This is a genomic window from Xanthomonas sp. MUS 060, from assembly GCF_000963215.1.
GTDB lineage: Bacteria > Pseudomonadota > Gammaproteobacteria > Xanthomonadales > Xanthomonadaceae > Xanthomonas_A.
In genome coordinates, this window is sequence record NZ_JZIM01000001.1 from 20,552 (window position 1) to 44,970 (window position 24,419).

Here is a 24,419-nt window from a genome sequence, read left to right on the forward strand (position 1 = left end):
GGAGTGAGACCGCGCCCCGCACGGGACGCGGACGTCGAGTCCTTGGTCAGAAGTCGTAGCGCAGGCTGATGCTGGAGGTGCGGCCCGGGATAGAGCGCGCGCGGATGATGTTGGAGGAGGCATCGGCGATCGAGGCTTCCTCCGCTTCGGTGATACCGAAGGTGTTGAACACGTTGTTGACGTTGAGCGAGACGGTCAACGCATCGGTGATGCGATAGTCGGCGAACAGGTTGACCTGCGTGTAGCCGGGCATTTTCAGCTGGTTGCTGTCCTGGGTGTAGGCCGAGGTTGTGCCGATGGCGTTGACGCCGACCTCGTAGCGCTCACCGCGGTAACTCGGCGTCAGTTGCCAGACGAATCGGGCCTGGCGACGCGGCGTGTTGCCGGCGTTGGCCGGGGTGATCTGGTCCTTGTCGATGGTGGCGTCGGTCCAGGTCAGTCCGCCGTTGAGGCCGAAGCCCTCGATACGGTAGGCGGCCTCAAGTTCCAGGCCGTGCGCTTTGTAGGTGCGGTCGAAGAAGCGTTGGGTGGTTGCTTCGTAGTTCTGCTCCTGGGTGCGTGCGGCGAAGGCGGTAGCGAACAGGCTCAGGCCGCCGCTGCGCCATTTCAGGCCGCCTTCGAGCTGTTTGACCACGTTCACCGCTTCGTTGGAAGAGACCGAGCCATCGTCGCGCACCACCCCGAACAGTAGACGGTCGGCGTTGGCGCGTGCGCCACGGCTGTAGCGCGCGAAAGCGGCCAGGTCGTCGTTGATCAGGTAATTGGCGCCGAACGAGTAAGACAGGTAATTCCAGTCGTAGCGTACCGGCTTGCGATTGGCGTAGTCGATGGTCGCCACGCTGCGCTCCGGTGCCTCGATCACGCCGTCGCCATTGACGTCGACGTTGTTGACCAGCGCGCCGCCGGACGTGTTGCCGCGCGCTCGGCCCATGTCATAGCGCAGGCTGCCGTCCACGCTCAGTGGTCCTTGATCCCAACTCAGTGCTAGATAGGGCGCGTTGATGTCGTAGCGCACATCGTAGTGGCGGGTGTTGTAGGTGCGGTCGAAGAAGCGTTGGGTGGTTGCTTCGTAGTTCTGCTCCTGGGTGCGTGCGGCGAAGGCGGTAGCGAACAGGCTCAGGCCGCCGCTGCGCCATTTCAGGCCGCCTTCGAGCTGTTTGACCACGTTCACCGCTTCGTTGGAAGAGACCGAGCCATCGTCGCGCACCACCCCGAACAGTAGACGGTCGGCGTTGGCGCGTGCGCCACGGCTGTAGCGCGCGAAAGCGGCCAGGTCGTCGTTGATCAGGTAATTGGCGCCGAACGAGTAAGACAGGTAATTCCAGTCGTAGCGTACCGGCTTGCGATTGGCGTAGTCGATGGTCGCCACGCTGCGCTCCGGTGCCTCGATCACGCCGTCGCCATTGACGTCGACGTTGTTGACCAGCGCGCCGCCGGACGTGTTGCCGCGCGCTCGGCCCATGTCATAGCGCAGGCTGCCGTCCACGCTCAGTGGTCCTTGATCCCAACTCAGTGCTAGATAGGGCGCGTTGATGTCGTAGCGCACATCGTAGTGGCGGGTGTTGTCCAGGCCCCAGTACGGCACGCCGTAGGCGTAGAGCCCATTTTGCGAGAGCAGGCTGCCGTCGGCGCCGACCACGTCCAGCAGTCGCGCACGGTGCGCGAGCGAGAGCACGTAGGAATTCCAGGTCCAGTCCGCATTGATGGTTTGCCGTGAGGTGTACCAACCGGCTTTAAGGTTGAGGCTGCCACCGTTGCCGTTGCCGAAGTCGCGCGCCAGGCTGAAGTCGTTGACCGCATTGTCCAAGTTGTTGAGATGGACGTTGAACAGATGCGTGCGCATTGCCAGTCCGCTGTAAGCCTGGCCGGCATTCGGGCCGTCGACGTAGCGCAGGCCGGCACCCGCGCCACCGATGCTGGTGGCCAGTGTGCCGGCATCTGTCACTTGTGCGGGGAATGGCGAGACGAAATCACCGGAGGTATCGGCGATGCGGAATTTGTCGGTCAGGGTCCAACCGCTACCGACATCGAACTGCGCTTCGGCGCCGAACGCACGCGACAGCGGGTGCATACCGTCGCCCAGTTCCACCCGCGATGGCCGATTTTTACCGTCCAGCGTGGTGCTGCTGCGGAAGTACGGGCTGTACAGCGTATCGGTGCCGGGATCAAAGCCATTGATGCTGCCGAAGTGCGGCGAGCCATCGCTGCCGCTGACCAGGGTCGGCACGGGCAGATAACCGGCAGCGCGGTCGTTGAGATATTTCGCGTAGACGCGCACGTAGCCGTTGTCGAACAACCGGGTCAGGTTGGCCTTGAGTTGGCCGCCTTTGTCGGTGGTGTAGCCGGCATCGCGCGCGCCGTCGCCGCGGCGGTAGAAACCGCCGATGTTGAATTGCCAGTGTTCGGCGAACGGCGCGCCGTAGTCGAAGTCCAGCCGCGTGTTGTCGTAGCCGCCGAGGCCGCGAGTGAGGCCGACGCTACCGCCAGCGGTCTCCCCGGTCTTGCTGATGAAGTTGATGATGCCGCCGGGCGAGTTGCTGGCGAAGGTCGAGGCCGAACCGCCGCGGATCGCTTCGATGCGCTCAAGGCTGTAGTCCGAGCGTAGGAAGATATCGGCATTGCCGAAGGTGATGTCGCCGAATTCCAGCACCGGCAGCCCGTCCTCCTGCAATTGCAGGAACTTGGCTCCGCCGGATGCGACCGGCAGGCCGCGCACGGCGATGTTGGCATTGCCTTCGCCGCCGCTGGATTCGGAACGGATGCCGGGGATGTTGCGGAAGATCTCGGCGGTGCTGCGCGGCGCGGACTGTTCGATCGCTTCAGCGCCGACGGTGCTGACCGATACGCTGGATTTGAGTTTGCTCTTGGCCGTGGCGGTGCCGGTGACGAACACCGAGTCCAGGCTGATCACATCGCCTTTTGCCTGGGGCGTGTCGCTCGTGGCAGCGGCGGCCTGCTGCGCCAGGGCGGCAGTGGGTGCGGACAGCGCTGCGGCAACGGCCAGAGCCAGGGTCTGCAGGCGGATTGAAGAGGGGTGCATCGCGTTCTCTCCCGAAGCAAGTGATGACGGTGGGACGGGCCGTGCTCGCGACAGCGTTGGCGGGCACGCCCCGTGCAAACGGTGGGGCGAGTGACAGATACGCGTACTTACAATCGATTGCAACTTGCATTGCAGCAAATTTCGCCATCGAGCATCAAGCTATTTTTTGTTTGATTTTTGAATGATGCGGATGTTGCGGTGCAGCGTTACAAACGATTGCAAGAAAATCACCATCCGCTCGCCGCTGCGGTGTGCCTCCCGCGCACCTGGCTCATCTAGGTTGATGCTCATGCGTTCTGATCGCCCCTTGCTTCCGCTCGCGCGCGTGCTGGCGCTCAACGCTGGTTTCTTTGGCGTGCAGTACAGCTTCGGATTGCAGCAGAGCAACATGAGTCCGATCTACAACTACTTGGGCGCGGACCACGCCAATTTGCCGTACCTGTGGCTGGCCGGCCCGATGACCGGGCTGGTATTGCAGCCAGTTGTCGGTGTGCTCAGCGACCGCACCGTGACCCGTTGGGGCCGGCGCATGCCGTACATGGTGGTGGGTGCGCTGGTTTGCAGTGTGTGCCTGTTGACCATGCCTTTCAGTGTTGCGTTGTGGATGGCGGTGCTCTTGTTGTGGTTATTGGACGCGGCCAATAACGTGGCGATGGAGCCATACCGTGCCTTGGTCAGCGACGTGCTGACCCAGCCGCAGCGTCCATTAGGCTATCTGACCCAGAGCGCGTTCACCGGCCTCGCTCAGACACTGGCCTATGCGACGCCGCCGCTACTGGTGTGGTTGGGTATGAATCAGGATGCGGCCAATGCGCATCACATTCCCTATGTCACCATCGCTGCGTTCGCCATCGGCGCGACTTTTTCCGCTGTCTCGATCCTGCTCACCGCCTATAGCGTGCGCGAGCCGAAGTTGTCGCCGCAGGCGTTGGAACGCTTGCGGCATGCGTCAGTCGGGCCACTAGCCACCGTGCGCGAGATCGTCGATGCGATTCGGCAAATGCCGCCGACGATGCGGCAGATGGCGTTGGTGATGCTGTTTCAGTGGTATGCGATGTTCTGCTACTGGCAGTACATCGTCCTGTCCTTGTCGACCACGCTGTTCGGTACCACGGCGGCCGATTCGCATGGTTTCCGCGAGGCGGGCCTGGTCAATGGTCAGATCGGTGGCTTCTACAACTTCGTTGCGTTCCTGGCCGCGTTCGCGATGGTGCCGGTGGCGCGCCGGGTCGGTCCCAAGTTCACGCATGTCGCGTGCCTGATTGCTGCGGGCGTCGGTATGTGGCTGCTACCGTCGATCCATGATCGATGGCTGTTGTTGCTGCCGATGGTCGGCATTGGCCTGGCGTGGGCCAGCATGATGGGCAATCCCTATTTGATGCTGGCCAACAGCATTCCGCCCGAGCGCACGGGTGTGTACATGGGCTTGTTCAATCTGTTTATCGTGCTGCCGATGTTGATTCAGATCGTGACCTTGCCGCTGTATTACGACTCTCTGTTGCAGAGCGATCCGCGCAATGTGATCCGTCTGGCTGGTGGTCTGATGCTGGCGGCGGCGGTGGCGATGCTGTTGGTGAGGAGCCCGGTTGCGCGATGGCGAACACGTCAGGCGAACGACGTCAGCAACTGACGTCTCGTGCCGCGACGCGGCGCGTGTGTGAATTGCCAAGCATTCCTGCCGTTCACGCCGAGTCGCGCACCACCAGGCTCACCGGTAATTCCACCGAGGCCACGACTTCGCCGGCGATCAGACTCAGCACGCCGTCCACCAGCGCGGTGGCGGCGTGAGCGAGATCCTGACGCACGGTAGTGAGCGGTGGTTGGCTGTAGGTGGCCAGTGGAATGTCGTCGAAACCGATCAGTGCGATGTCCTGCGGGACGCTGTGTCCGGCTTCGATCAGGGCACGGATCGCGCCCAGAGCGATGCTGTCCGACGCGGCGAACACCGCATCCGGTGGCGCGGTTTTTTTGAGCATTGCGCGGGTCAGCCGATAGGCGTCCTCGCTGAGAAAATGGCTGCGTGCGTGCAGGCGCGGGTCGAAGCTCAGTCCGTGTGCCTCGAGTATGCGCCGGTAGCCGGCGAAACGCGGCGCCACCTCCGGCAGTGCCTCGTCGCCGAGGAAGGCGATGCGGCGGCGGCCGTGTTCGATCAAGTGCGTGGTGGCCAGTTCACCGCCGCGCAGGTTGTCGCTGCCAACGCTGGTGTAGGCCTGGCCGTCGATGCGGCTGCCCCACACGATCATCGGCAGACCGCCACGCGCAGCGGCGTCGAGTGCGGCATGTTCGTGGCTCTGGCCGAGCATGATGATGCCGTCGGCGCGGCTGTTGCGCGCAAGGTCTTCAACCCAATGGTCCTGGTGCTGATGCAATTTGGACAGCAGCATGCTGTAGCCACGCGCGGTCAAGGCATCGGCGAGCAGCGCCAGCATGGTCATCATGAAGGGGTCGGACAGCGGTTGTTCGTGCGCGTGCATCAGCGGCACGCCTACGCAGATGATGTTCGAGCGTCGCGCACGCAAGCTGCGTGCGATCGGATCGACCCGGTAGCCCGCTTCTTTGGCGAGTTGCTTGATGTAGGCACGCGTGCGCTCGGCGACGACCGGATTGTCGGCCAGCGCACGCGAGACGGTCGATGCTGAAACGCCGGCCATGCGCGCGATGTCGGCCATCTGCAGACGCGCGCTGGGTACGGCGGGTTCGGGTTTGTCGGGCATGCGATCGAACCAAGCGGCAGGTGAGGCTGAAATTGCAGTGTATGCCAGCCGAGTAGTACGGCACTGTAATGACCGTCGCCCTATCCCAACACAGTGGATGCGTCGCAACCTGTGCCAGTTCTGCGGACTCGTCGTGGTGGCATGCCGCGCACCTCGTTTGCGCTGAAGCCGACTATGTGTGGCGCGCTCAGCGCGCGAAGCGCGGCAGTTTTTCTGGGGAGTGCAGAATGCGCACGTTGTCGCCGAGTTCTTCCGGAGCGCCGCCTGCCAACAGCCCATGCACGCGCGGTCGCTCCGGGGCTGGTCCAGGCGCCAGGCCGACCCATCCGTCTTTGCCTGCGCCCTTGGCCGCGTATAGGCAGCGATCGGCCAGGCCCACGCTTTGTTCCCAGTCGCCCAGTGTCGGCCAGGCGGCGACGAATGGCCACGGTGCGTAGCCGATAGAACAGGTCATCGCCAGTTCGCGTTCGGGCAGCGCGAGGTGGTGCGTTGCCACGGCCACACGCAGACGTTCGGCCAGTGTTTCGGCAGCACCATTTCGGGGGAGACGGGTGACGAGCATGAACTCCTCGCCGCCCCAGCGCACCAGCAGGTCGCGTTCGCCACACAGTCCGCGCAAGATCTCCGCGCAATGCACCAGGGCGGCATCGCCTGTCAGGTGGCCGTAGTCGTCGTTGATGCGCTTGAAGTTATCCATGTCGATCATGAAAAAATACAAGGCGTCGCCGCTGCTGCCATCTTCCAATGCGCTCAGTAGCGCGGGGCACTCGCGTGCCAGCCAGTCTTGCAGCTCGCGGCGATTGGCGACGCGGGTCAGCGGGTCTATGCGGGTGACGGACTCCAGTTGATGATTGCTCTGCAGTAACTGCTGATTGGCGTGTTCGAGTTGGCGCGTGCGCTCGGCGACGGTGAGGTTGAGGAGTTCCACCATCTCGCGTTCGCGGTTGACCGTGCGGCGGAATCTTTGTAATCCCAGGCCGATCAACACCAGCCCGAGCAGTGTGTAGCAGGCATAGGCCAGCGGGTGCCGCCATGGTGGCGGTAGTACCTCGATCTCCAGCGCGCGCGAGTCACCGAACTGGCCGTCGCGGCCGGCAGCCTGCACCACCAGCGTGTAAAGATCCGGTGGTAAATGGCTGACTGAGAGTTCGCTGTACGCGCTTTGTGGATAGATCCATCCCTGCTTTAGGCCATGCATGCGATAGCGCAGGCGCGCGCTGCCGGGTGCGGCGAAGTCGATCGCGGTCATCCCGAGGGTGAACACGTTATCGCGGTAATTCAGCGCGATGTGATGCGCATAGACCACGTTGGTCTCGGTATGAGTGGCGCCGCTATGACGGCCTTCGCTTGCATTGAGAATTCGTAGATCCGTCAGCACGGCGCGTGCCGGCGCACTGCGGCGTGGCAGGATTTTGGGGTCGATCACGTCCATGCCCTGGGGGGCACCGAAGTACAGCATCCCCTGTGCATCGCGATAGCCATGGCCGCTGTTGTGCTCTTGATTTGGCAGCCCGTCGCGTCGGCCTAGATTCTGCACGATCCCGGTAGCGGGATCGAGCACACTCAATCCGTTGTTGGTACTCAGCCACAGCCGTCCCTGCATGTCCGGCAGGATCGTGTAGATGACATTGCTGCCCAGTCCTTCGCGATCGCTGTAGCGGACCGCGGTATCGCGTTTGAGATCGATGCCGTATAGGCCGCCGGAGAACGTGCCCACCCAGAGCGTACCGTTGTGTGCGTACAGCGACCAGATCGAGGGATACAATTCTGCGCCCCGCGGATGGTAGGCCACGGCAGGCTGATTGTTGCGCATGCGCCACAGGCCGCAGTCGTTGCAGCCGATCCACAGCGTGTTGTCGGCATCGCGGTAGAGCCGGGTTAACTGATGACCCGCCAGTGGCGCGTCGCGCGGGTCATTCTGTATGTGGCCGGCGACCACACGGTTCAGACCACGCCGGGTGGCGACCAATAGCGTGTTGCCTTCCAGCAGCAGGTCGCTGATTTGGTCGTCCAACAGGCCTTGCAGTTGCCGCAATTCGCCGTCGTGACTCAGGTGCCAGAGCCCGTGTCGCGTTCCCAGCCACCAACCGTCGGAATCGGGGACGAGCGCGCGGATCGCCGCGCTCGCCAGTCCAGGTGGGATGTGCCAGGGAGATGCGTTATTGTCGCGCATCACCAAGCCTTGATCGGTGCCGATGAGGATGCGCTCACCATCGCGCCAGATGCTACGCACGCTGCTGCTGGGCCATTCGTGGGTATCGTTGAGATTTTCCTCGTCGTTGCGGATCATCGCCGACAACGGCCGTACCCGGTACAACCCTTCGGTATAGGTGCCGATCCACCAGTTGCCTTCGGCGGTCTGGTAGAAGCGGGTGATGCTGCTATGTGCCGGGGTGTCGAAGGTCAGCCGCAGCGGTTCGTGACCATTGGCGCTCAATTGCGTGACGATCCCATTGCTGGTGCCGATCAGTAGCCGTCCGTCCTTGAGCCGAATCAGCGCAGTGAGGTCGCCGCCGTCTGTCAGCAGTTGCGCTGTTGTCCAATGCGCCAGCACGGCACCGTGTGCGTCGAGCTTGAGCAGGCCGCCTCTGGACGAGGCGAGCCATAGTCCTTCCGGGCCGGACTTCAATGCCACGCACTCGTCGATGCCGTGCGGCGTCGGCAGCTCCTGGCGGGTGTCGGGACTCAGTTGCCACAGCCGGCAATTTCGGTCCAGTGCCACGGCATGTTTGCCATCCGGCATCCAGTCCAAGCCCACCACGGAGGTGTCCCCGCCCAGTTGCTGTATCTGGCGCACCGTGGCATCCACACGATTGATACCGCGTTCGGTACCGAGCCATGCGCCTCCGTGCGGATCGAGCAGGATCTGGGTGATCCGGTTGTTCGACAGCCCATCACTGGTATTGAGCCGATGGCGGCGCCAGGTGGTCAGTTCGATCACCTCCAGCCCGGCATCGTTGCTGCCCACCCATAGGCGTTTGCCTTGGGATTCGAAGGCCAGGCTGTCGATGCTGCTGCTGACCAGGCTTTGCTTCTCGCTGCTATCGAGTTCACGCCGGTAGGTGCGGAACTGATGCCCGTCGAAGCGGTTCAAGCCTTCCTGCGTGGCGAGCCACAGGAATCCTTGATCGTCGCTTTGCAACGCATTGATCGTCAGTTGTGACAGACCCTCGTCCAGGCCAAAGTGCTCCAGGCTGCTGTGCGTGGTCGTGTTCACAGCCAGGGCTGCACCCGGTGTCAAAAGCAGTCCTAGCATGCAGCCGTAAATGGCATGCGACGAACAGCGGGTCAGTGTGGAGAGAAATGTGCTCACGCCGCATTATCGGCCGGAATGGGATGCCGTATAGGCCGCCGGAGAACGTGCCCACCCAGAGCGTACCGTTGTGTGCGTACAGCGACCAGATCGAGGGATACAATTCTGCGCCCCGCGGATGGTAGGCCACGGCAGGCTGATTGTTGCGCATGCGCCACAGGCCGCAGTCGTTGCAGCCGATCCACAGCGTGTTGTCGGCATCGCGGTAGAGCCGGGTTAACTGATGACCCGCCAGTGGCGCGTCGCGCGGGTCATTCTGTATGTGGCCGGCGACCACACGGTTCAGACCACGCCGGGTGGCGACCAATAGCGTGTTGCCTTCCAGCAGCAGGTCGCTGATTTGGTCGTCCAACAGGCCTTGCAGTTGCCGCAATTCGCCGTCGTGACTCAGGTGCCAGAGCCCGTGTCGCGTTCCCAGCCACCAACCGTCGGAATCGGGGACGAGCGCGCGGATCGCCGCGCTCGCCAGTCCAGGTGGGATGTGCCAGGGAGATGCGTTATTGTCGCGCATCACCAAGCCTTGATCGGTGCCGATGAGGATGCGCTCACCATCGCGCCAGATGCTACGCACGCTGCTGCTGGGCCATTCGTGGGTATCGTTGAGATTTTCCTCGTCGTTGCGGATCATCGCCGACAACGGCCGTACCCGGTACAACCCTTCGGTATAGGTGCCGATCCACCAGTTGCCTTCGGCGGTCTGGTAGAAGCGGGTGATGCTGCTATGTGCCGGGGTGTCGAAGGTCAGCCGCAGCGGTTCGTGACCATTGGCGCTCAATTGCGTGACGATCCCATTGCTGGTGCCGATCAGTAGCCGTCCGTCCTTGAGCCGAATCAGCGCAGTGAGGTCGCCGCCGTCTGTCAGCAGTTGCGCTGTTGTCCAATGCGCCAGCACGGCACCGTGTGCGTCGAGCTTGAGCAGGCCGCCTCTGGACGAGGCGAGCCATAGTCCTTCCGGGCCGGACTTCAATGCCACGCACTCGTCGATGCCGTGCGGCGTCGGCAGCTCCTGGCGGGTGTCGGGACTCAGTTGCCACAGCCGGCAATTTCGGTCCAGTGCCACGGCATGTTTGCCATCCGGCATCCAGTCCAAGCCCACCACGGAGGTGTCCCCGCCCAGTTGCTGTATCTGGCGCACCGTGGCATCCACACGATTGATACCGCGTTCGGTACCGAGCCATGCGCCTCCGTGCGGATCGAGCAGGATCTGGGTGATCCGGTTGTTCGACAGCCCATCACTGGTATTGAGCCGATGGCGGCGCCAGGTGGTCAGTTCGATCACCTCCAGCCCGGCATCGTTGCTGCCCACCCATAGGCGTTTGCCTTGGGATTCGAAGGCCAGGCTGTCGATGCTGCTGCTGACCAGGCTTTGCTTCTCGCTGCTATCGAGTTCACGCCGGTAGGTGCGGAACTGATGCCCGTCGAAGCGGTTCAAGCCTTCCTGCGTGGCGAGCCACAGGAATCCTTGATCGTCGCTTTGCAACGCATTGATCGTCAGTTGTGACAGACCCTCGTCCAGGCCAAAGTGCTCCAGGCTGCTGTGCGTGGTCGTGTTCACAGCCAGGGCTGCACCCGGTGTCAAAAGCAGTCCTAGCATGCAGCCGTAAATGGCATGCGACGAACAGCGGGTCAGTGTGGAGAGAAATGTGCTCACGCCGCATTATCGGCCGGAATGGCCCCTGGCTTGAGTGCGCGTTACTGCCTTGCCGCCGATGCGCATGTCAGACTATGTGCTATGGATGGGCCTAAGATCCTGGTTGCTGACGACCACCCCTTGTTTCGGGCTGCTGTGTTGCATGTGCTGCGGCAGTCGTTGCCGCGCGCCCAGGTCGTCGAGGCGGCAAGCGCCGCCAACTTGGATGACGCACTGGCCGCGCATGCCGATGCCGATCTGGTCTTGCTGGATCTGGCGATGCCCGGTGCGCGTGGCTTCTCGGCGCTCTTGCATGTGCGTGGCGAGCGCCCGGATGTGCCGGTGGTGGTGATTTCCTCCAACGACCATCCACGCGTGATCCGTCGTGCGCAGCAGTTCGGTGCCGCTGGATTCATTCCAAAGTCGTCTCCTGCCGAAACCATCGGGGTGGCGGTGGCGGCGGTGTTCGAAGGTGGTACCTGGTTCCCGCCGCTGACAGTCGCCCGTTCGCAGGCCGATGCGCAGTTGGCGGCCCGTCTGGCCCAACTCACGCCGCAACAGTTCCGGGTACTGCTGTGCCTGGCCGATGGGCTGCTCAATAAGCAGATCGCTTACACACTGGGTTTGGCCGAGAACACGGTCAAGGTCCATGTGACAGGCATTTTGAAGAAGCTCGAATGTCACAGTCGGACTCAGGCTGCACTGCTGGTCAAGGCGCTGGAGCCGGAAGGTGAGGCGTGAGCCGTGGTTGCGGCCTAGGGATTGGCTGTATATCGCCAAGACCGACTGCTTCGCCGATATCGACGCGTTGATTGCTCCACGCGCGCGGTCGTGGGTTGAGGATTGGCCCGCATGGCATCATCTTCGATTTTGTTGGTATTCCAATCCACACTTCATCAGATGTTCTGGCCGCGTCGCAACAGCATTTGCGTCATCAGGGCACGTAAGGCCGGCGCGCGTACCGGTTTGACCAGCAAGCCCCAGCCGTGCTGCTGGGCGAGTGCGCGCAACGTCGGATCCATTTCGCCAGTGACCAGTATCAAGCGCGGTTCAGCCTGCCAGCGGGCACAAAGTTGCGCGAACAGGCTGGGTCCATCGTGTTCGTCCATGTGGATGTCCAGTAGCACCAGCTCCGGTGCGTGTAGCGGCTGCGCTGCGGCCAGCGCTTGCTTCGGGCTGGCCGCCAGCTCTACTCGGCACGCCCAGCGTGTTAGCAAGGCGCTGTTGGCTTGGCATACGCGTGGGTCGTCGTCGATACACCAGACCCTGCAGCCGTGGAGGATAGGATCGTCGCCGTTGTCGCTGGCCACTGCGGCCGGTGCCTGCGGTTGCGTCATGGCGGCGGCATCGCCCAGCGGCACGGTGACGGCGAACACGCTGCCACGCCCCAACTGCGAGCGTAGGCTGATGCGGTGTCCGAGCAGGCGTCCGATGCGCTCCACGATCGCAAGGCCCAGGCCGGCGCCGCGATCCTGGGCGACGCCGTCGCCGAGCCGGCGGAACTCTTCGAAGATCTCTTGCTGCAGCGCATCGGGGATGCCAGGGCCCTGATCGTGGACTTCGATGCGCAGGTTGGCGCCATCGCGTCGGCAGCCCAGCAGAACGCATCCATTTGGTGTGTAGCGCAGCGCATTGGATAGGAAGTTTTGCAGGATGCGTCGCAGCAGGGTCGCGTCGCTGCGCACCGTGGCTCGGCTTGGCACGTAGTTCAGACGTAGGCCGCGGTCCTCGGCGAGAATGCCGAACTCGTGCGTCAGTGCTCGCAGGAGCGGGTCCAGTGCGATGTCCTGCACCTGAGTCTTCAGCGTGCCCGATTCCAGTCGCGAGATATCCAGCAAGCTGTTGAGGATCGCGTCCTGCGCCACCAGTGCGTTGTCGACATGGTCGGCGATTTGCCGCGCGTCGCTGTCGTGCAACTTGCCGCGTAGCGCCGAGACGAACATGCGTGCGGCGTTGAGTGGCTGCAACAGGTCGTGGACGGCCGCAGCGACGAAGCGGGTTTTGTAGCGGTTGGCGTTTTCGGCCTCGCGTTTGGCCGCGGCTAGGTCGCGGGTGCGTTCGGCGACGCGGGTTTCCAGTGCATTGGCTAACGAGCGCAGTTCGCGCGCGGCGTTTTTGTAGCTGGTGATGTCGGCATAGCTGGTCACGAAGCCGCCGTCGGGCAGTGGATTGCCACGGATTTCCAGCACGGTGCCGTCTTCTTTCTCGCTCTCGTGCATGTGCGGGCGACCGCTGCGCAAGTGGTCCAGGCGGCGTTGAATTGCCGCTTCCACCGGGCCGGGGCCGAGCAAGCCTCGGCGTGCGTTGTAGCGGAAGACGTCCTCGATCGGACGACCGACGCAGATCAGTTCTGGCGGGAAACGGAAAATTTCCAGGTAGCGCGAATTCCACGCCACAAGACGCAGTTGCGTGTCGATGATCACCACGCCTTGTGGTAAGTGTTCCAAGCTGCGGCTGAGCCCCGTGTTGGCCTGTTGCGCTGCTTGCACGATGCCATCCTGTGCGGTGTGGAGCTCCTGTGCATGCTGTTGCAGTAGCGATTCCAGTTCATGTCGGCTGCGCTGGCGCAGCCACGCCAGGCGCTGGTGTTGTTGGAATAACAGGCCCAGCAATGCCAATGCGAGCCAGATGCCGCCTGCGGCCAGCGCCGCAGCGTGGCCGGCGGCACGCGGACCCCTGATGTCGTGCAGTAAATGCAGTCGCCATCCGTTTTCCGGTAGCGCGATGCGTTGCCACAGCAATGGCGCCGGATGCGCTGGGACGTCGATGCGGATCACCTGAGTGCCATCTTCCAGCGTATCCAGTACGCGCCGTTGCATCGACAGTAGCGGCTGCTGGGCGTACTGGCGGGTTGCCAGCAGTTCGTCGTGCTCGCGCGCACCGAGCGGCTGTAATTGACGGTAGCGCCAGACATCGCGGTTGGACAGGAAGACGATGTCGTGATGGTCGCTGACCAGGACGATGTCGGACAAATGCCGCCATTCGCGCTCTATTGCGGCCAGCTCGATCTTGATGACGATGACGCCCAGTACTCGTCCGGCGTCGTCTTTGATCGCCTGCGAGAGGAAATAACCTGGCACGTTGGTGGTCATGCCGATGCCGTAGAAGCCTGCTTTCCCTTGAGTCAGTGCTTGTTTCACGTAGGGTCGGAAGCCATAGTCGGTCCCGACATTGCTGCTGGCAGAGCGCCAGTTGCTGGCGGCCAGCGCGAGGCCATTGGTATCGATCAGGGTCAGCGTCGATGAGTGGGTGACGGCGTTTGCACGTTCCAGTTTCAGATTCAGCCGTCGCTGCGTGGCCGGACTCAGTGGACGCTCTAGCGCGTTGCGCAACTCCGGGTCCAGCGCCAGTATCTGCGGTATGGTCCGATAGCGCTCGATGCGTTGTTGCAGTGATTGCGCATACAACTGCAATTGCTGGTGCAGTTGCAGGCTTTCACTGCGTCGCGCACGCTGTTCGGCCAAGTGCTGTGCCGACAGCATGACCACCACCATTGCGCCGACGATGCCGCTCAGTAGCAGGATGCGGTGGCGGTGATGCAAAAAGAAGGACATGCGGAGAAGGACGATGGTCAGTTCCGCATCAGCTTAGCTGGCGTGCGACGCGGTGTCCGCCGTGTCGCACGCCACGCGGACCCCTGATGTCGTGCAGTAAATGCAGTCGCCATCCGTTTTCCGGTAGCGCGATGCGTTGCCACAGCAATGGCGCCGGATGCGCTGGGACGTCGATGCGGATCACCTGAGTGCCATCTTCCAGCGTATCCAGTACGCGCCGTTGCATCGACAGTAGCGGCTGCTGGGCGTACTGGCGGGTTGCCAGCAGTTCGTCGTGCTCGCGCGCACCGAGCGGCTGTAATTGACGGTAGCGCCAGACATCGCGGTTGGACAGGAAGACGATGTCGTGATGGTCGCTGACCAGGACGATGTCGGACAAATGCCGCCATTCGCGCTCTATTGCGGCCAGCTCGATCTTGATGACGATGACGCCCAGTACTCGTCCGGCGTCGTCTTTGATCGCCTGCGAGAGGAAATAACCTGGCACGTTGGTGGTCATGCCGATGCCGTAGAAGCCTGCTTTCCCTTGAGTCAGTGCTTGTTTCACGTAGGGTCGGAAGCCATAGTCGGTCCCGACATTGCTGCTGGCAGAGCGCCAGTTGCTGGCGGCCAGCGCGAGGCCATTGGTATCGATCAGGGTCAGCGTCGATGAGTGGGTGACGGCGTTTGCACGTTCCAGTTTCAGATTCAGCCGTCGCTGCGTGGCCGGACTCAGTGGACGCTCTAGCGCGTTGCGCAACTCCGGGTCCAGCGCCAGTATCTGCGGTATGGTCCGATAGCGCTCGATGCGTTGTTGCAGTGATTGCGCATACAACTGCAATTGCTGGTGCAGTTGCAGGCTTTCACTGCGTCGCGCACGCTGTTCGGCCAAGTGCTGTGCCGACAGCATGACCACCACCATTGCGCCGACGATGCCGCTCAGTAGCAGGATGCGGTGGCGGTGATGCAAAAAGAAGGACATGCGGAGAAGGACGATGGTCAGTTCCGCATCAGCTTAGCTGGCGTGCGACGCGGTGTCCGCCGTGTCGCACGCGTGATCGCGTGGTGGTCCGATATGTACCCGGACCACCGTACTCGCGACGGGTGGATCAGAACTGGACTTGGGCGCGCAGGTCCACCGAGTTCGGCTTGAATTGCATGCCGGCGCGTTCGGCATCGGCGCGCACGTAGTTCAACTGGAACTTGAAATGATTGGTCAGGTACCAGTTGGCGCCGAAGGTCCAATCGTGTTGGTTGCCGCCGAGCACGTTGCCGTCGTTCAGATCCAGGCGGCTGTAGCGCACCAGCACTTCCACTGCGCCATAGGCGTTGGCCGGTTTGACCATATCGACGTTGCCGGCGCTGTACGGGCGCGATTCGCCGGTCAACACATAACTGGCGAACACGTACTGGCCGTCTGCGCTGTAGTTGGGAAGGCTGTTGGTGCGGCTCACGTCGGCGCGTAGCGCCTCGCCCTGCAGCGAGAACGGCCCCTTGATCCACAGCGCTTCCAGCCCGGTGCGGCGGATCTGGTCGACGTCGATCAGGATGCCCGAATCGATCAGGCTCACAGGGGTCAGCGCGACTTCAGGAGGTGTATTCAGACGCACGCTGGGGCTGAAGCTCACGTTCAGACCGTTGTGATAGCCGCGCGGATTTTCCTGCGAATACACCACGCCCAGGTGCAGCACATCGCCTTCGGCCTTGAACGGGGTCCACGCGGCATGGACAGCCTGGGTGGTGCCGGGATTGTGGCCCTGCAGGTCTTTGCCGCCGTACACGGCAGCTTGCAGCAGGTACTGCGGCTGCTCGAAAGTCCACTCCGCGCCAGTGCGGCGGCCTTGATAGATCGCCTGCACCGGGAGCGCGGCTTCCAGACCGCCCAGCACCTTGATGTAGCCCAGGCGCACGTGGCCGTAGTCGTTGCCGAACAGCGCCTTGGTCTCCAGGCCGAAGAACACGTCCAGCCACTGCTTGGACTGGAAGTCGAAGCCCACCATCGCGTCGTAGACGCCATCCTTATTCAAATGGACGCCGAATTCCTTGCGCCGGAACGTGTGGTTGTTCTCCAGCAGGCGAGCGTTGTCGTTGGAGAAGGTGTTCCAGTCGTACTGGTAGGTGCCGACCGCAGCCAGCGTGGTGCCGTCGTTGAAGGTCGCTTTGGTCGGCCAGTGATCGAAGCCGTTGGCGGCGATGGCGGGAGCGGCGGCGGTCAGGCCCAGTGCGGCGAAAAGGAGGCTGTGGCGCATGATGGAGTTTGTCTCGATTAAGGTCAAAGAAGCGCCACAGCCCCTGGTCAGGACGCGATGTGACACGGGGGGCAGCGACGCATGAAAGACGGTCATCGAGGCGGATGCAGTCCTCGATAACGGCTTACATCTAGGTGATAGCGGTCGCTGGCTACAATTCTTTAACGATAAAATCACAATTCATATGTGAATCGTTCAACTTAAGGGTCGCGTCCTGGCGAAAGTGCTGGGGGGACGCGACGCATATCTGTGAACGTGATGCTGGTTCCCGAGGGCTCCGGCTTCCGTGCGCGTTTGGGGGTGCGCCCACGCGCCGGAGGTGCCCGCAACGAAAACTACGACCAATGGGTTATCTGCTTTTACGGCCTTGACGCGTACAAAGGCTGCATTCCGCGACCCGCGTCGGGTTGTCGGGCCGTTCCGGAGCGCCTTCAGATGCACAGTCCCTTTCCAGCGGCAGGTCGCGGGCCGCGGCCCGTACCGTTCTACCGGCACACTTATGCCCAGGTGTTGTTCGCCATTGTTGTCGGTGCATTACTCGGCCATCTCGATCCTGCCTGGGCTGTACAACTCAAACCGCTGGCCGACGCATTCATCAAATTGGTGAAGATGATCATCGCCCCGGTGATTTTCTTGACCATCGTGACCGGTATCGCCGGGATGACGCAGTTGAAGACGGTGGGTCGGGTCTTCGTCAAGGCGATGGTGTATTTCCTGTTTTTCTCCACGCTGGCACTGGTGGTGGGCATGATCGTCGCGCACGTGGTGCAGCCCGGCGCGGGCATGAATGCCAATCTGGCGACGTTGGACCAGAGCAAGATCGACAGTTACGTGCAGCAGTCGCACCAACTGACCATGACCGGCTTTTTGATGGACATCATCCCCAACTCGCTGATCGGTGCCTTTACCGGTGACCAGGTGATCAACGGCAAGTTGGCTGGTCCCAACATCCTGCAGGTGCTGTTCGTGGCGGTGTTGTTCGGTGTGTCGCTGGCGTTGGTGGGCGAGCGCGGCAAGCCGGTGCTGAACCTGCTCAATGCCTTGGTCGCGCCGGTGTTCAAACTGGTGCATCTGCTGATGAAGGCCGCGCCGATCGGTGCATTTGGCGCGATCGCTTACACCATCGGCGAACATGGTGTGCAGTCGCTGGTGAACCTTGCCTGGTTGGTCGGCGCGTTCTACATCACCTCGCTGCTGTTCGTGTTGGTGATTCTGGGTGCGGTGGCGCACCTGTGCGGGTTTTCGATCTTCAAATTGATCCGCTACCTGAAGTCGGAGTTGCTGTTGGTGCTTGGTACGTCTTCCTCCGAATCGGCACTGCCCTCGCTGATGGAAAAGATGGAGCATGCTGGCTGCGAGAAGTCGGTCGTCGGCCTGGTGGTGCCCACTGGCTATTCGTTCAATCTCGACGGCACCAATATCTACATGACGCTGGCCGCGCTGTTCATCGCGCAGGCGACCAACACCGAGTTGACTCTTGGTCATCAGCTCACCTTGTTGTTGGTGGCGATGATCAGCTCAAAGGGCGCGGCCGGCGTGACCGGTGCTGGCTTCATCACCTTGGCGGTGACCCTGGCAGTGGTGCCGGAAGTGCCGATGGCCGGCCTGGCGCTGATTCTTGGTGTGGACCGTTTCATGAGCGAGTGCCGTTCGTTGACCAACTTCATCGGCAACGCGGTGGCCACTGTGGTGGTCTCGCGTTGGGAGAATGCGTTGGATCGCGACCGTCTACGCCTGGCATTGGACACAGGCGACGCCACCTTGCCCGCGACGGCGGCGTAACCCGTCGTGGTGCGTGGATTGCGAGGCGATCGTGCGAACGCACAGGCATCGCCGGGATTGTGCATTTTCCATGCACACAAGCGCATCGCGACAGCTGATGGACAGAACAGGCGCAGATCCTCGGAGTAGAATTCCGCTCCTCCGCGCTCTTCGACGAAAGAAGCCCTCAATGTCAAACGACGATTTCAAACAGGCCGCACTCGACTATCACCGGCAGGAGCCACCGGGCAAGATCAAGGTCGCCGCGACCAAGCCGATGTTGACCCAGCGCGACCTGTCCTTGGCCTACTCGCCAGGCGTGGCGTTTGCCTGCGAAGCCATCGTCGCCGATCCGCAGCAGGCCAGCGAACTGACCGCGCGCGGCAATCTGGTCGCGGTCATCAGCAACGGCACCGCCGTATTGGGGCTGGGCAATATCGGGCCGCTGGCATCCAAGCCAGTGATGGAAGGCAAGGGCGTGTTGTTCCAGAAGTTCGCTGGCATCGATGTATTCGACATCGAGATCAACGAAAACGACCCGGACAAGCTAGTCGATATTATCGCCAGCCTCGAACCGACTTTCGGCGGCATCAACCTGGAAGACATCAAAGCGCCGGAGTGTTTCATTGTCGAGCGCAAGCTGCGCGAACGCATGAATATCCCGGTGTTTCACGATGATCAGCATGGCACCGCGATCATTGTCGGTGCGGCGGTGCTCAATGCACTGGTGGTCACCGGAAAGAACATCGAGGACATCAAACTTGCCACTACCGGCATGGGCGCGGCCGGCATCTCCTGCGTCAATATGCTGGTGTCGCTCGGCCTGAAGCCGGAAAATATCCTGGCGCTGGATCGCGATGGAGTGATCCACACCGGCCGCACCGATCTGGATCCGGACAAGGCGCGCTACGCGCGCGATACCGATAAACGCACCCTGGCGGAAATCGTCGAAGGCGCGGATATTTTTCTCGGTTTGTCGGCGGCGGGCATCCTCACGCCGGAGATGGTGGCGACGATGGCGCCGCAGCCGGTGATCTTCGCGCTCGCCAACCCCAATCCGGAAATCACCCCGGAAGCGGCCAAGGCCGTGCGTCCGGATGCCATTATCGGTACCGGCCGTTCGGACTATCCGAACCAAATCAACAATGTGTTGTGCTTCCCTTACCTGTTTCGCGGTGCGCTCGACGCCGGTGCAACAGGCATCAATGAGGCGATGAAAATCGCCTGCGTCAAGGCGATCGCGGGGATGGCGCGGCGCGAAGCCTCCGATCTCGGCGCGGCCTATGGCGGCGAGACACCGAGTTTCGGGCCCGACTACCTGATTCCACGGCCGCTGGACCCGCGCCTGCTGGTCGAGCTCTCTTCTGCGGTGGCGCAGGCGGCGATGGACTCGGGTGTGGCCACGCGCCCGATTGCCGATATGGATGCCTATCGCGACAAACTCAGCCAGTTCGTCTACCGCACCAGCCTGATGATGAAGCCGCTGTACGACCGCGCGCGTGCCGACAAGCAGCGTGTGGTCTACGCCGAGGGCGAAGAGGAAGTCGTGCTGCGCGCGGTGCAGAGCGTGATCGACGAGGGTCTGGCGTTTCCGATTCTGATCGGGCGCCCGGACGTGATCGCAGCGCGCATCCAACGCATGGGGCTGCGCATCACCGCCGGCGTGGATTTCGAGATCACCAACATCTATGACGATCCACGTTTTAACGATTATTGGCAGTACTACCACGCGCTCACCGAGCGGCGTGGCGTGACTGTCACTGCCGCAAAAGAGCTGATGCGTTCGCGGCCGACGCTGATCGCCGCCGTGATGGTCGCGCGTGGCGAGGCCGATGCGCTGCTCTCCGGCGTGGTCGGTCGCTTCCACAAGAAACTCGGCTATGCGCGTAGTGTGATTCCGCTGGAGCCGCGGGTCAGCTCCACCTCGGCGATGACCGGCATGATCAATCAGCAGGGCGTGTTCTTTTTCGTGGATACCCACGTGCAGGAAGACCCAAGCGTGGAGCAGATCGTCGAGGCCACCTTGCAGGCCGCTTATCGGCTGAAGTTGTTCGGCATCGAGCCGAACATCGCATTGCTGTCGCACTCCAACTTCGGCAGCCACGACTCGCGCGATGCGCTGAAGATGCGCCATGTGCGTGAGGCGCTGCTCAAGCGCAAGCCCGATCTCAATATCGATGGCGAGATGCAGGGCGACACCGCTTGGGACGAGGCATTGCGCAATCAGATCATGCCCAATAGCACGCTCAAAGGGCGTGCGAACCTGTTCGTGTTACCGAACCTGGAGGCGGCCAATATCGCCTACAACCTGGTGCGTGTCTTTACCGACGGGGTGGCGATCGGGCCGATTCTGATGGGGATTTCCAAGCCGGTGCATATTCTCACCACCAGCACCACCGCGCGTCGGGTAATGAACATGACCGCGATCGCCGCCGTCGATGCGCAGATCCGCAAGCAGATGGAAGCGGAGAAGATTGGTTGAGTTCGCTGCAACGGCAGATTCGCCAGTAAATCGCATGGCTTTCTCTTGTATCGAAAAGCTGGCGAATGTTGGGAAGTCGATAGCGTTGAGTCGTCGATATGGGGCTGGGTCGCGATCCACGGATTAACAGCGCTCAGACTCAACTTCCGCGTGCAACCTTCTGCCTGATTGAAAGGTGTTGCACTTGAAAGTTGAGTCCAGGCGGTTATTGCCGGGAGGCGAGCCTAGTGCCGTGGTAGAGAAGCCTGCGTTCCATTATTTGAAGCTGAGCCATGGAGGCTCTTTGGCTGTTCGCCTTGGCGGTAGACCATCGGCAGCGCCGACCGCGTGATGGCGATGGCGGGGGGCGTCCTGATGAGATGCGGCCACGGGTGTCAATGCACGCAGGCGTGGGGTTTGACTTGTGAAAGTGCGCTTAAGCTGATCAGGCCGAGGCTGTCAGCGCTGCAGGAGCGCACTTCCCCAGCGCTCGGTAGTTGACGAGCACCGATGCTGCGTCACTGGGCTGGCCGCCATTTTGTGATGCACACGAAGAAACTGCGCCGCCACGCTTCATCGTGGCGGCGTTATCAAAGCGTCACTCCTCTCAGGCCAGACGCTTGCTACCAACAGGCAACGGCAGACTGTCGCTGTCGTTTTGGTTCAGCTTGGAGGGCTTGCCAGTGAGCGACACATAAGCGTCAACGCCGGTAAGTTCGGCGATCTTCAACAAATGCCTGGCATTGGGAACAGAACGGTTGTTCTCCCAGTGACCAAGGGTGCTATGCGCCACGCCCAACAAGGCGGCAAGCTCGCGCAGAGTGAAGCCTGCATTTCGCCGCGCCTGCATCAATCGCACACCTATATCCACAGAACACCTCGAAGCGGCATATCGGCGCCGCGTATTGCCAGCATAGTGTTGCCGTCGTTCCGCATCAAGCATGTTAGTCGAACAGGGTGGGTCGGAGGGGGCGCGATGCCGGCTGTAGCAACCCGCCCGCACCCCGGGGGGCTGCTAGAATTGGCCCTTATCTACCCATGTGTCCCCATTGCCATGAGCCAGACCGCCACCGCGCCCGCCAATGCCCAGACGCGCTACGAGGTGCGCCGCGCCGACCTGCCGCTGTGCTGTCCGACCCCTGAAATGGCACTGTGGAACTCGCATCCGCGTGTCTACCTGCCGATCCAGGACGCGGCCGACCGTCAGGCCAAATGTCCGTATTGCGGTTCGGTCTTCGTGCTGGTCGATTGATCGATGGTGCGATGCACCGTCTGACCGTCGTGCAATTGCTGCCGGCGCTGGAGTCCGGTGGCGTGGAGCGCTCCACGTTGGAAATCGCCCAGGCGCTGGTCGCCGCTGGGCATCGTGCGCTGGTGGTGTCGGCCGGTGGGCGGCTGTTGTCGGCGTTGGCCGCTGTAGGTGCCGAGCATCTTGCTTTGGACATCGGGCGCAAGTCGCTGCTGACGCTGCGCCATGTGCCTGCGTTGCGGGGGCTGTTCGCGCGCGAGCGCGTCGACATCGTGCATGCCCGTTCAAGATTGCCGGCCTGGCTTGGCTGGCATGCGCTGCGCGCTATGCCGACGGTGCAGCGTCCGCGCTTCGTCACCACCGTGCATGGACTCAATTCGCCCAGCCGCTACAGCGCGGTGATGACCCGTGGCGAGCGGGTGATCTGCGTGTCCGACACGGTGCGCGGCTACGTGCTGCGGCACTATCCGCAGACCGATCCGGCGCGGTTAAGAGTGATTGCGCGCGGTATCGACCCGGTGCAGTTTCCGCGTCGGCCCTGGCCGGATCCGGGCGCGCGTGCCTGGGCCGCGACGCAGGTACCGGCGCTCGCCGGTCACACTGGTCCGTTGTTGTTGCTCCCGGGCCGTGGCACACGGCTGAAGGGCCATGCCGATGCGTTGCGGTTGCTGGCGGCGCTGCGTGGCGCCGGTGACGACGTGCGATTGTGGTTGCCTGGCGCACGCGAACCCGGACGCGAGGCGTATGTGCGCGAATTGGAGGCCGAGGCGAGCGCGCTGGGCGTTGCCGATGCGGTCGCGTTTACCGCGCCGACCGCGCACATCGCCCAGGCCTATGCCGCCAGCGATCTGGTGTTGCAATTGTCGCGCAAGCCCGAGGCATTCGGTCGCACCGTGGTCGAGGCGCTGGCGGTGGGCCGGCCGGTACTGGGTTGGGCGCACGGTGGGGTCGGCGAACTGCTGGCGCAATTGCAGCCTGGCGGCGCAGTGGCCACTTTCGATGCCGCCGCGCTGCATGCGGTCGCGCGCCAATTGCTGACGTCGCCACCGGCGCTGCCGGCCACGATTCCCTATACCCTGCAGGCGATGCAGCGCAGTACTCTGGCGATCTATGACGAACTCCGGCCCTGAGAGGTTCTTGTCCACGTCTGCTGCGACGGAATCCGGGGAGCGTTGGGCGCCGGTCTGGGTACTGGCCTTCGTCGCGCTGTGGCCGGCACCGGGCTTGGCTGCGAGTGTGCTGGCGCTGGGCGCGCTGCTCACCTTGGCGCGCTTGCTGCACAGCCGCTTCCGTGGTGGCGGTGCGGGCTTGTTGAGCGGGCCGGCCTGGGCGCTGACTACGCTGTTGTTCCTGGCCTATTGGCTACCGCAGCCGCTGTCGGCGCTGGGCGCGGTGGACGTGCCGCTGGCGCTGCGCGAGTCGGCGGTGGATCTGCGTTTTCTGCCGTTCCTGTGGTTGGTGGCGATGGCCGTGGCGACGCCGCGCGGGCGTCGCTTCACCTTCAACGGTCTGGGGGTGATTGCCGCGATCTGGACGCTGGACGCTCTGTTGCAGGCGGTGTGCGGTACCAGTCCGCTGTTCTGGTCGATGGATCAGTTGAAGTGGACGATCAGCCATCATGGTCTGTGTACGGCGCAGCAAGCCATGGCGGCCGATCGTCTCAGTGGTGTGTTTGGTCCGTGCAATCTCAAGTTCGGCCAGGTGCTGGCGAGTGTGTCGCCATTCTTGTTGTGGGTGGCTGCGCGTCGCGGTGGCGCCTGGGGGTGGTTGCTGGCTGCCATGGCGGTGGGGGTGGTGCTGGTATTGGCCGGGTCGCGTGCGTCGTGGATCACCTATGCGCTGCTGCTGGTGCTGTCGGGTTGGCGTTTGCTGGGTGTGCGCAAGTTGCTGGCGCTCGGTGTCGCCGCAGTGTTGGGGGCCGGCGTGCTCGGTCTTGTATCGCCGCAGGTGCATGACCGATTCGAGCGCAGCGCGCGCGCGTTGAGCGGGCAACCGGCCGATCTCAATGCGGCATTGACGGGCCGTGCGCAGATCTGGGCGGCCTCCTGGTGCATGATCCGTCAGCATCCGTTGAGCGGGGTGGGGGTGCGGTCTTTCCGCGAGGCCTATGCCGCTTGCAATCCGACTCCGACCCAGCCCGGCGAGTGGGGCCGGGAGCCGGCCCTTCATGCCCACCAGATCGTGCTCGAGGTGCTCAGCGAAACGGGTGTGATCGGTCTGCTGCTCTGGCTGGCCGGCGCTGCGCAGGCCTGGCGGGCTTGGCGTTACGCGTCGGCTGCGGCGCGCGAACGTGCGCGGCCGGCGATGCAGGCGTTGCTGATCACGGTGTTCCCGTTCAACACCCATCTGGCGTTCTATTCGTCGTTCTGGGGTTCGCTGGCGCTAATGCTGGTCGGTCTGTATGCCGGCGCGCTCTTGGCGAAGGAGCCCGATGCGGGGAGTCCAGAGGGGCTGGTGGCGTCGGCCTAG

The 24,419-nt window shown here is 62.8% G+C and carries 16 protein-coding genes; 7 read left to right on the forward strand and 9 right to left on the reverse strand.

Features of this window, described 5'->3' with window-relative positions; all coding sequences use genetic code 11:
• Window positions 1-46: 46 nt before the first annotated feature.
• Both XANALMUS060_RS00085 and XANALMUS060_RS22605 read right to left on the reverse strand, forming a co-directional pair.
• Entirely contained in the window at window positions 47-3,040 is a 2,994-nt protein-coding gene (locus XANALMUS060_RS00085; protein ID WP_082064744.1) for a TonB-dependent receptor, read from the reverse strand.
• Between the two features lie 159 nt (window positions 3,041-3,199).
• Complete coding sequence (locus XANALMUS060_RS22605; protein WP_255352334.1) at window positions 3,200-3,331, reverse strand: hypothetical protein; 132 nt, start codon at window positions 3,329-3,331, stop codon at window positions 3,200-3,202.
• On the opposite strand from XANALMUS060_RS22605, the gene XANALMUS060_RS00090 reads away from it, so the two are divergent.
• Window positions 3,330-4,670 (forward strand): MFS transporter, encoded by a 1,341-nt coding sequence (locus tag XANALMUS060_RS00090; RefSeq protein ID WP_045736637.1) that lies wholly within the window; start codon window positions 3,330-3,332, stop codon window positions 4,668-4,670. The genes XANALMUS060_RS22605 and XANALMUS060_RS00090 overlap by 2 nt on opposite strands.
• A 52-nt stretch (window positions 4,671-4,722) precedes the next feature.
• Here the strand turns inward: XANALMUS060_RS00090 and XANALMUS060_RS00095 are convergent, their stop codons facing one another.
• From XANALMUS060_RS00095 to XANALMUS060_RS18055, 3 genes are all read right to left on the reverse strand, one after another.
• Window positions 4,723-5,754, reverse strand: coding sequence for a LacI family DNA-binding transcriptional regulator (locus tag XANALMUS060_RS00095; RefSeq protein ID WP_045736638.1), 1,032 nt, complete (start codon window positions 5,752-5,754; stop codon window positions 4,723-4,725).
• Between the two features lie 187 nt (window positions 5,755-5,941).
• Window positions 5,942-8,920, reverse strand: a complete 2,979-nt coding sequence (locus tag XANALMUS060_RS00100) for a ligand-binding sensor domain-containing diguanylate cyclase (protein WP_235430312.1) — start codon at window positions 8,918-8,920, stop codon at window positions 5,942-5,944.
• A complete protein-coding gene (locus tag XANALMUS060_RS18055) occupies window positions 8,805-10,622 on the reverse strand; it encodes a two-component regulator propeller domain-containing protein (protein WP_235430281.1) in 1,818 nt (605 codons plus the stop codon). Before XANALMUS060_RS18055 ends, XANALMUS060_RS00100 begins: the two co-directional genes overlap by 116 nt.
• A gap of 177 nt (window positions 10,623-10,799) precedes the next feature.
• Between XANALMUS060_RS18055 and XANALMUS060_RS00110 the strand changes: the two genes are divergently transcribed.
• Window positions 10,800-11,438 (forward strand): response regulator transcription factor, encoded by a 639-nt coding sequence (locus XANALMUS060_RS00110; protein WP_045736640.1) that lies wholly within the window; start codon window positions 10,800-10,802, stop codon window positions 11,436-11,438.
• A gap of 155 nt (window positions 11,439-11,593) precedes the next feature.
• On the opposite strand, the gene XANALMUS060_RS00115 is transcribed toward XANALMUS060_RS00110, so the two are convergent.
• From XANALMUS060_RS00115 to XANALMUS060_RS00125, 3 genes are all read right to left on the reverse strand, one after another.
• On the reverse strand, window positions 11,594-14,251 hold the full coding sequence (locus XANALMUS060_RS00115) for a PAS-domain containing protein (protein WP_045736641.1): 2,658 nt from the start codon (window positions 14,249-14,251) through the stop codon (window positions 11,594-11,596).
• Between the two features lie 28 nt (window positions 14,252-14,279).
• The gene (locus XANALMUS060_RS00120) at window positions 14,280-15,212 is read right to left on the reverse strand and encodes a cache domain-containing protein (protein ID WP_045736642.1); all 933 of its coding nucleotides are present in this window, start codon (window positions 15,210-15,212) and stop codon (window positions 14,280-14,282) included.
• Window positions 15,213-15,339: 127 nt separating this feature from the next.
• Window positions 15,340-16,479 carry a porin gene (locus XANALMUS060_RS00125; protein ID WP_045736643.1) on the reverse strand — a complete coding sequence of 380 codons (1,140 nt, stop codon included), beginning with the start codon at window positions 16,477-16,479 and terminating at the stop codon, window positions 15,340-15,342.
• Window positions 16,480-16,914: 435 nt separating this feature from the next.
• On the opposite strand from XANALMUS060_RS00125, the gene XANALMUS060_RS00130 reads away from it, so the two are divergent.
• Window positions 16,915-18,261 carry a dicarboxylate/amino acid:cation symporter gene (locus tag XANALMUS060_RS00130; RefSeq protein ID WP_045736644.1) on the forward strand — a complete coding sequence of 449 codons (1,347 nt, stop codon included), beginning with the start codon at window positions 16,915-16,917 and terminating at the stop codon, window positions 18,259-18,261.
• Between the two features lie 169 nt (window positions 18,262-18,430).
• Window positions 18,431-20,722 carry an NADP-dependent malic enzyme gene (locus XANALMUS060_RS00135; RefSeq protein WP_045736645.1) on the forward strand — a complete coding sequence of 764 codons (2,292 nt, stop codon included), beginning with the start codon at window positions 18,431-18,433 and terminating at the stop codon, window positions 20,720-20,722.
• Window positions 20,723-21,308: 586 nt separating this feature from the next.
• Here XANALMUS060_RS00135 and XANALMUS060_RS00140 read toward each other — a convergent pair.
• Window positions 21,309-21,572: a helix-turn-helix transcriptional regulator gene (locus XANALMUS060_RS00140; RefSeq protein ID WP_255352335.1), complete on the reverse strand. Its 264-nt coding sequence runs from the start codon at window positions 21,570-21,572 to the stop codon at window positions 21,309-21,311.
• Window positions 21,573-21,755: 183 nt separating this feature from the next.
• Here XANALMUS060_RS00140 and XANALMUS060_RS00145 point away from each other — a divergent pair, with 183 nt between their 5' ends.
• From XANALMUS060_RS00145 to XANALMUS060_RS00155, 3 genes are read left to right on the forward strand one after another with little or no spacing between them, the layout of a single operon-like run.
• Window positions 21,756-21,953: a zinc-finger domain-containing protein gene (locus XANALMUS060_RS00145; protein ID WP_045727055.1), complete on the forward strand. Its 198-nt coding sequence runs from the start codon at window positions 21,756-21,758 to the stop codon at window positions 21,951-21,953.
• An 11-nt stretch (window positions 21,954-21,964) separates the two neighbouring features.
• Complete coding sequence (locus tag XANALMUS060_RS00150) at window positions 21,965-23,080, forward strand: glycosyltransferase (protein ID WP_045737038.1); 1,116 nt, start codon at window positions 21,965-21,967, stop codon at window positions 23,078-23,080.
• On the forward strand, window positions 23,061-24,419 hold the full coding sequence (locus XANALMUS060_RS00155; RefSeq protein ID WP_045736647.1) for an O-antigen ligase: 1,359 nt from the start codon (window positions 23,061-23,063) through the stop codon (window positions 24,417-24,419). Before XANALMUS060_RS00150 ends, XANALMUS060_RS00155 begins: the two co-directional genes overlap by 20 nt.

Coding starts and splice junctions, on each gene's coding strand:
- XANALMUS060_RS00085 (WP_082064744.1), bottom strand. CDS start 3,040: ATGCACCCCTCTTCAATCCGCCTGCAGACCCTGGCTCTGGCCGTTGCC.
- XANALMUS060_RS00090 (WP_045736637.1), top strand. CDS start 3,330: ATGCGTTCTGATCGCCCCTTGCTTCCGCTCGCGCGCGTGCTGGCGCTC.
- XANALMUS060_RS22605 (WP_255352334.1), bottom strand. CDS start 3,331: ATGAGCATCAACCTAGATGAGCCAGGTGCGCGGGAGGCACACCGCAGC.
- XANALMUS060_RS00095 (WP_045736638.1), bottom strand. CDS start 5,754: ATGCCCGACAAACCCGAACCCGCCGTACCCAGCGCGCGTCTGCAGATG.
- XANALMUS060_RS00110 (WP_045736640.1), top strand. CDS start 10,800: ATGGATGGGCCTAAGATCCTGGTTGCTGACGACCACCCCTTGTTTCGG.
- XANALMUS060_RS00115 (WP_045736641.1), bottom strand. CDS start 14,251: ATGTCCTTCTTTTTGCATCACCGCCACCGCATCCTGCTACTGAGCGGC.
- XANALMUS060_RS00120 (WP_045736642.1), bottom strand. CDS start 15,212: ATGTCCTTCTTTTTGCATCACCGCCACCGCATCCTGCTACTGAGCGGC.
- XANALMUS060_RS00125 (WP_045736643.1), bottom strand. CDS start 16,479: ATGCGCCACAGCCTCCTTTTCGCCGCACTGGGCCTGACCGCCGCCGCT.
- XANALMUS060_RS00130 (WP_045736644.1), top strand. CDS start 16,915: ATGCACAGTCCCTTTCCAGCGGCAGGTCGCGGGCCGCGGCCCGTACCG.
- XANALMUS060_RS00135 (WP_045736645.1), top strand. CDS start 18,431: ATGTCAAACGACGATTTCAAACAGGCCGCACTCGACTATCACCGGCAG.
- XANALMUS060_RS00145 (WP_045727055.1), top strand. CDS start 21,756: ATGAGCCAGACCGCCACCGCGCCCGCCAATGCCCAGACGCGCTACGAG.
- XANALMUS060_RS00150 (WP_045737038.1), top strand. CDS start 21,965: ATGCACCGTCTGACCGTCGTGCAATTGCTGCCGGCGCTGGAGTCCGGT.
- XANALMUS060_RS00155 (WP_045736647.1), top strand. CDS start 23,061: ATGACGAACTCCGGCCCTGAGAGGTTCTTGTCCACGTCTGCTGCGACG.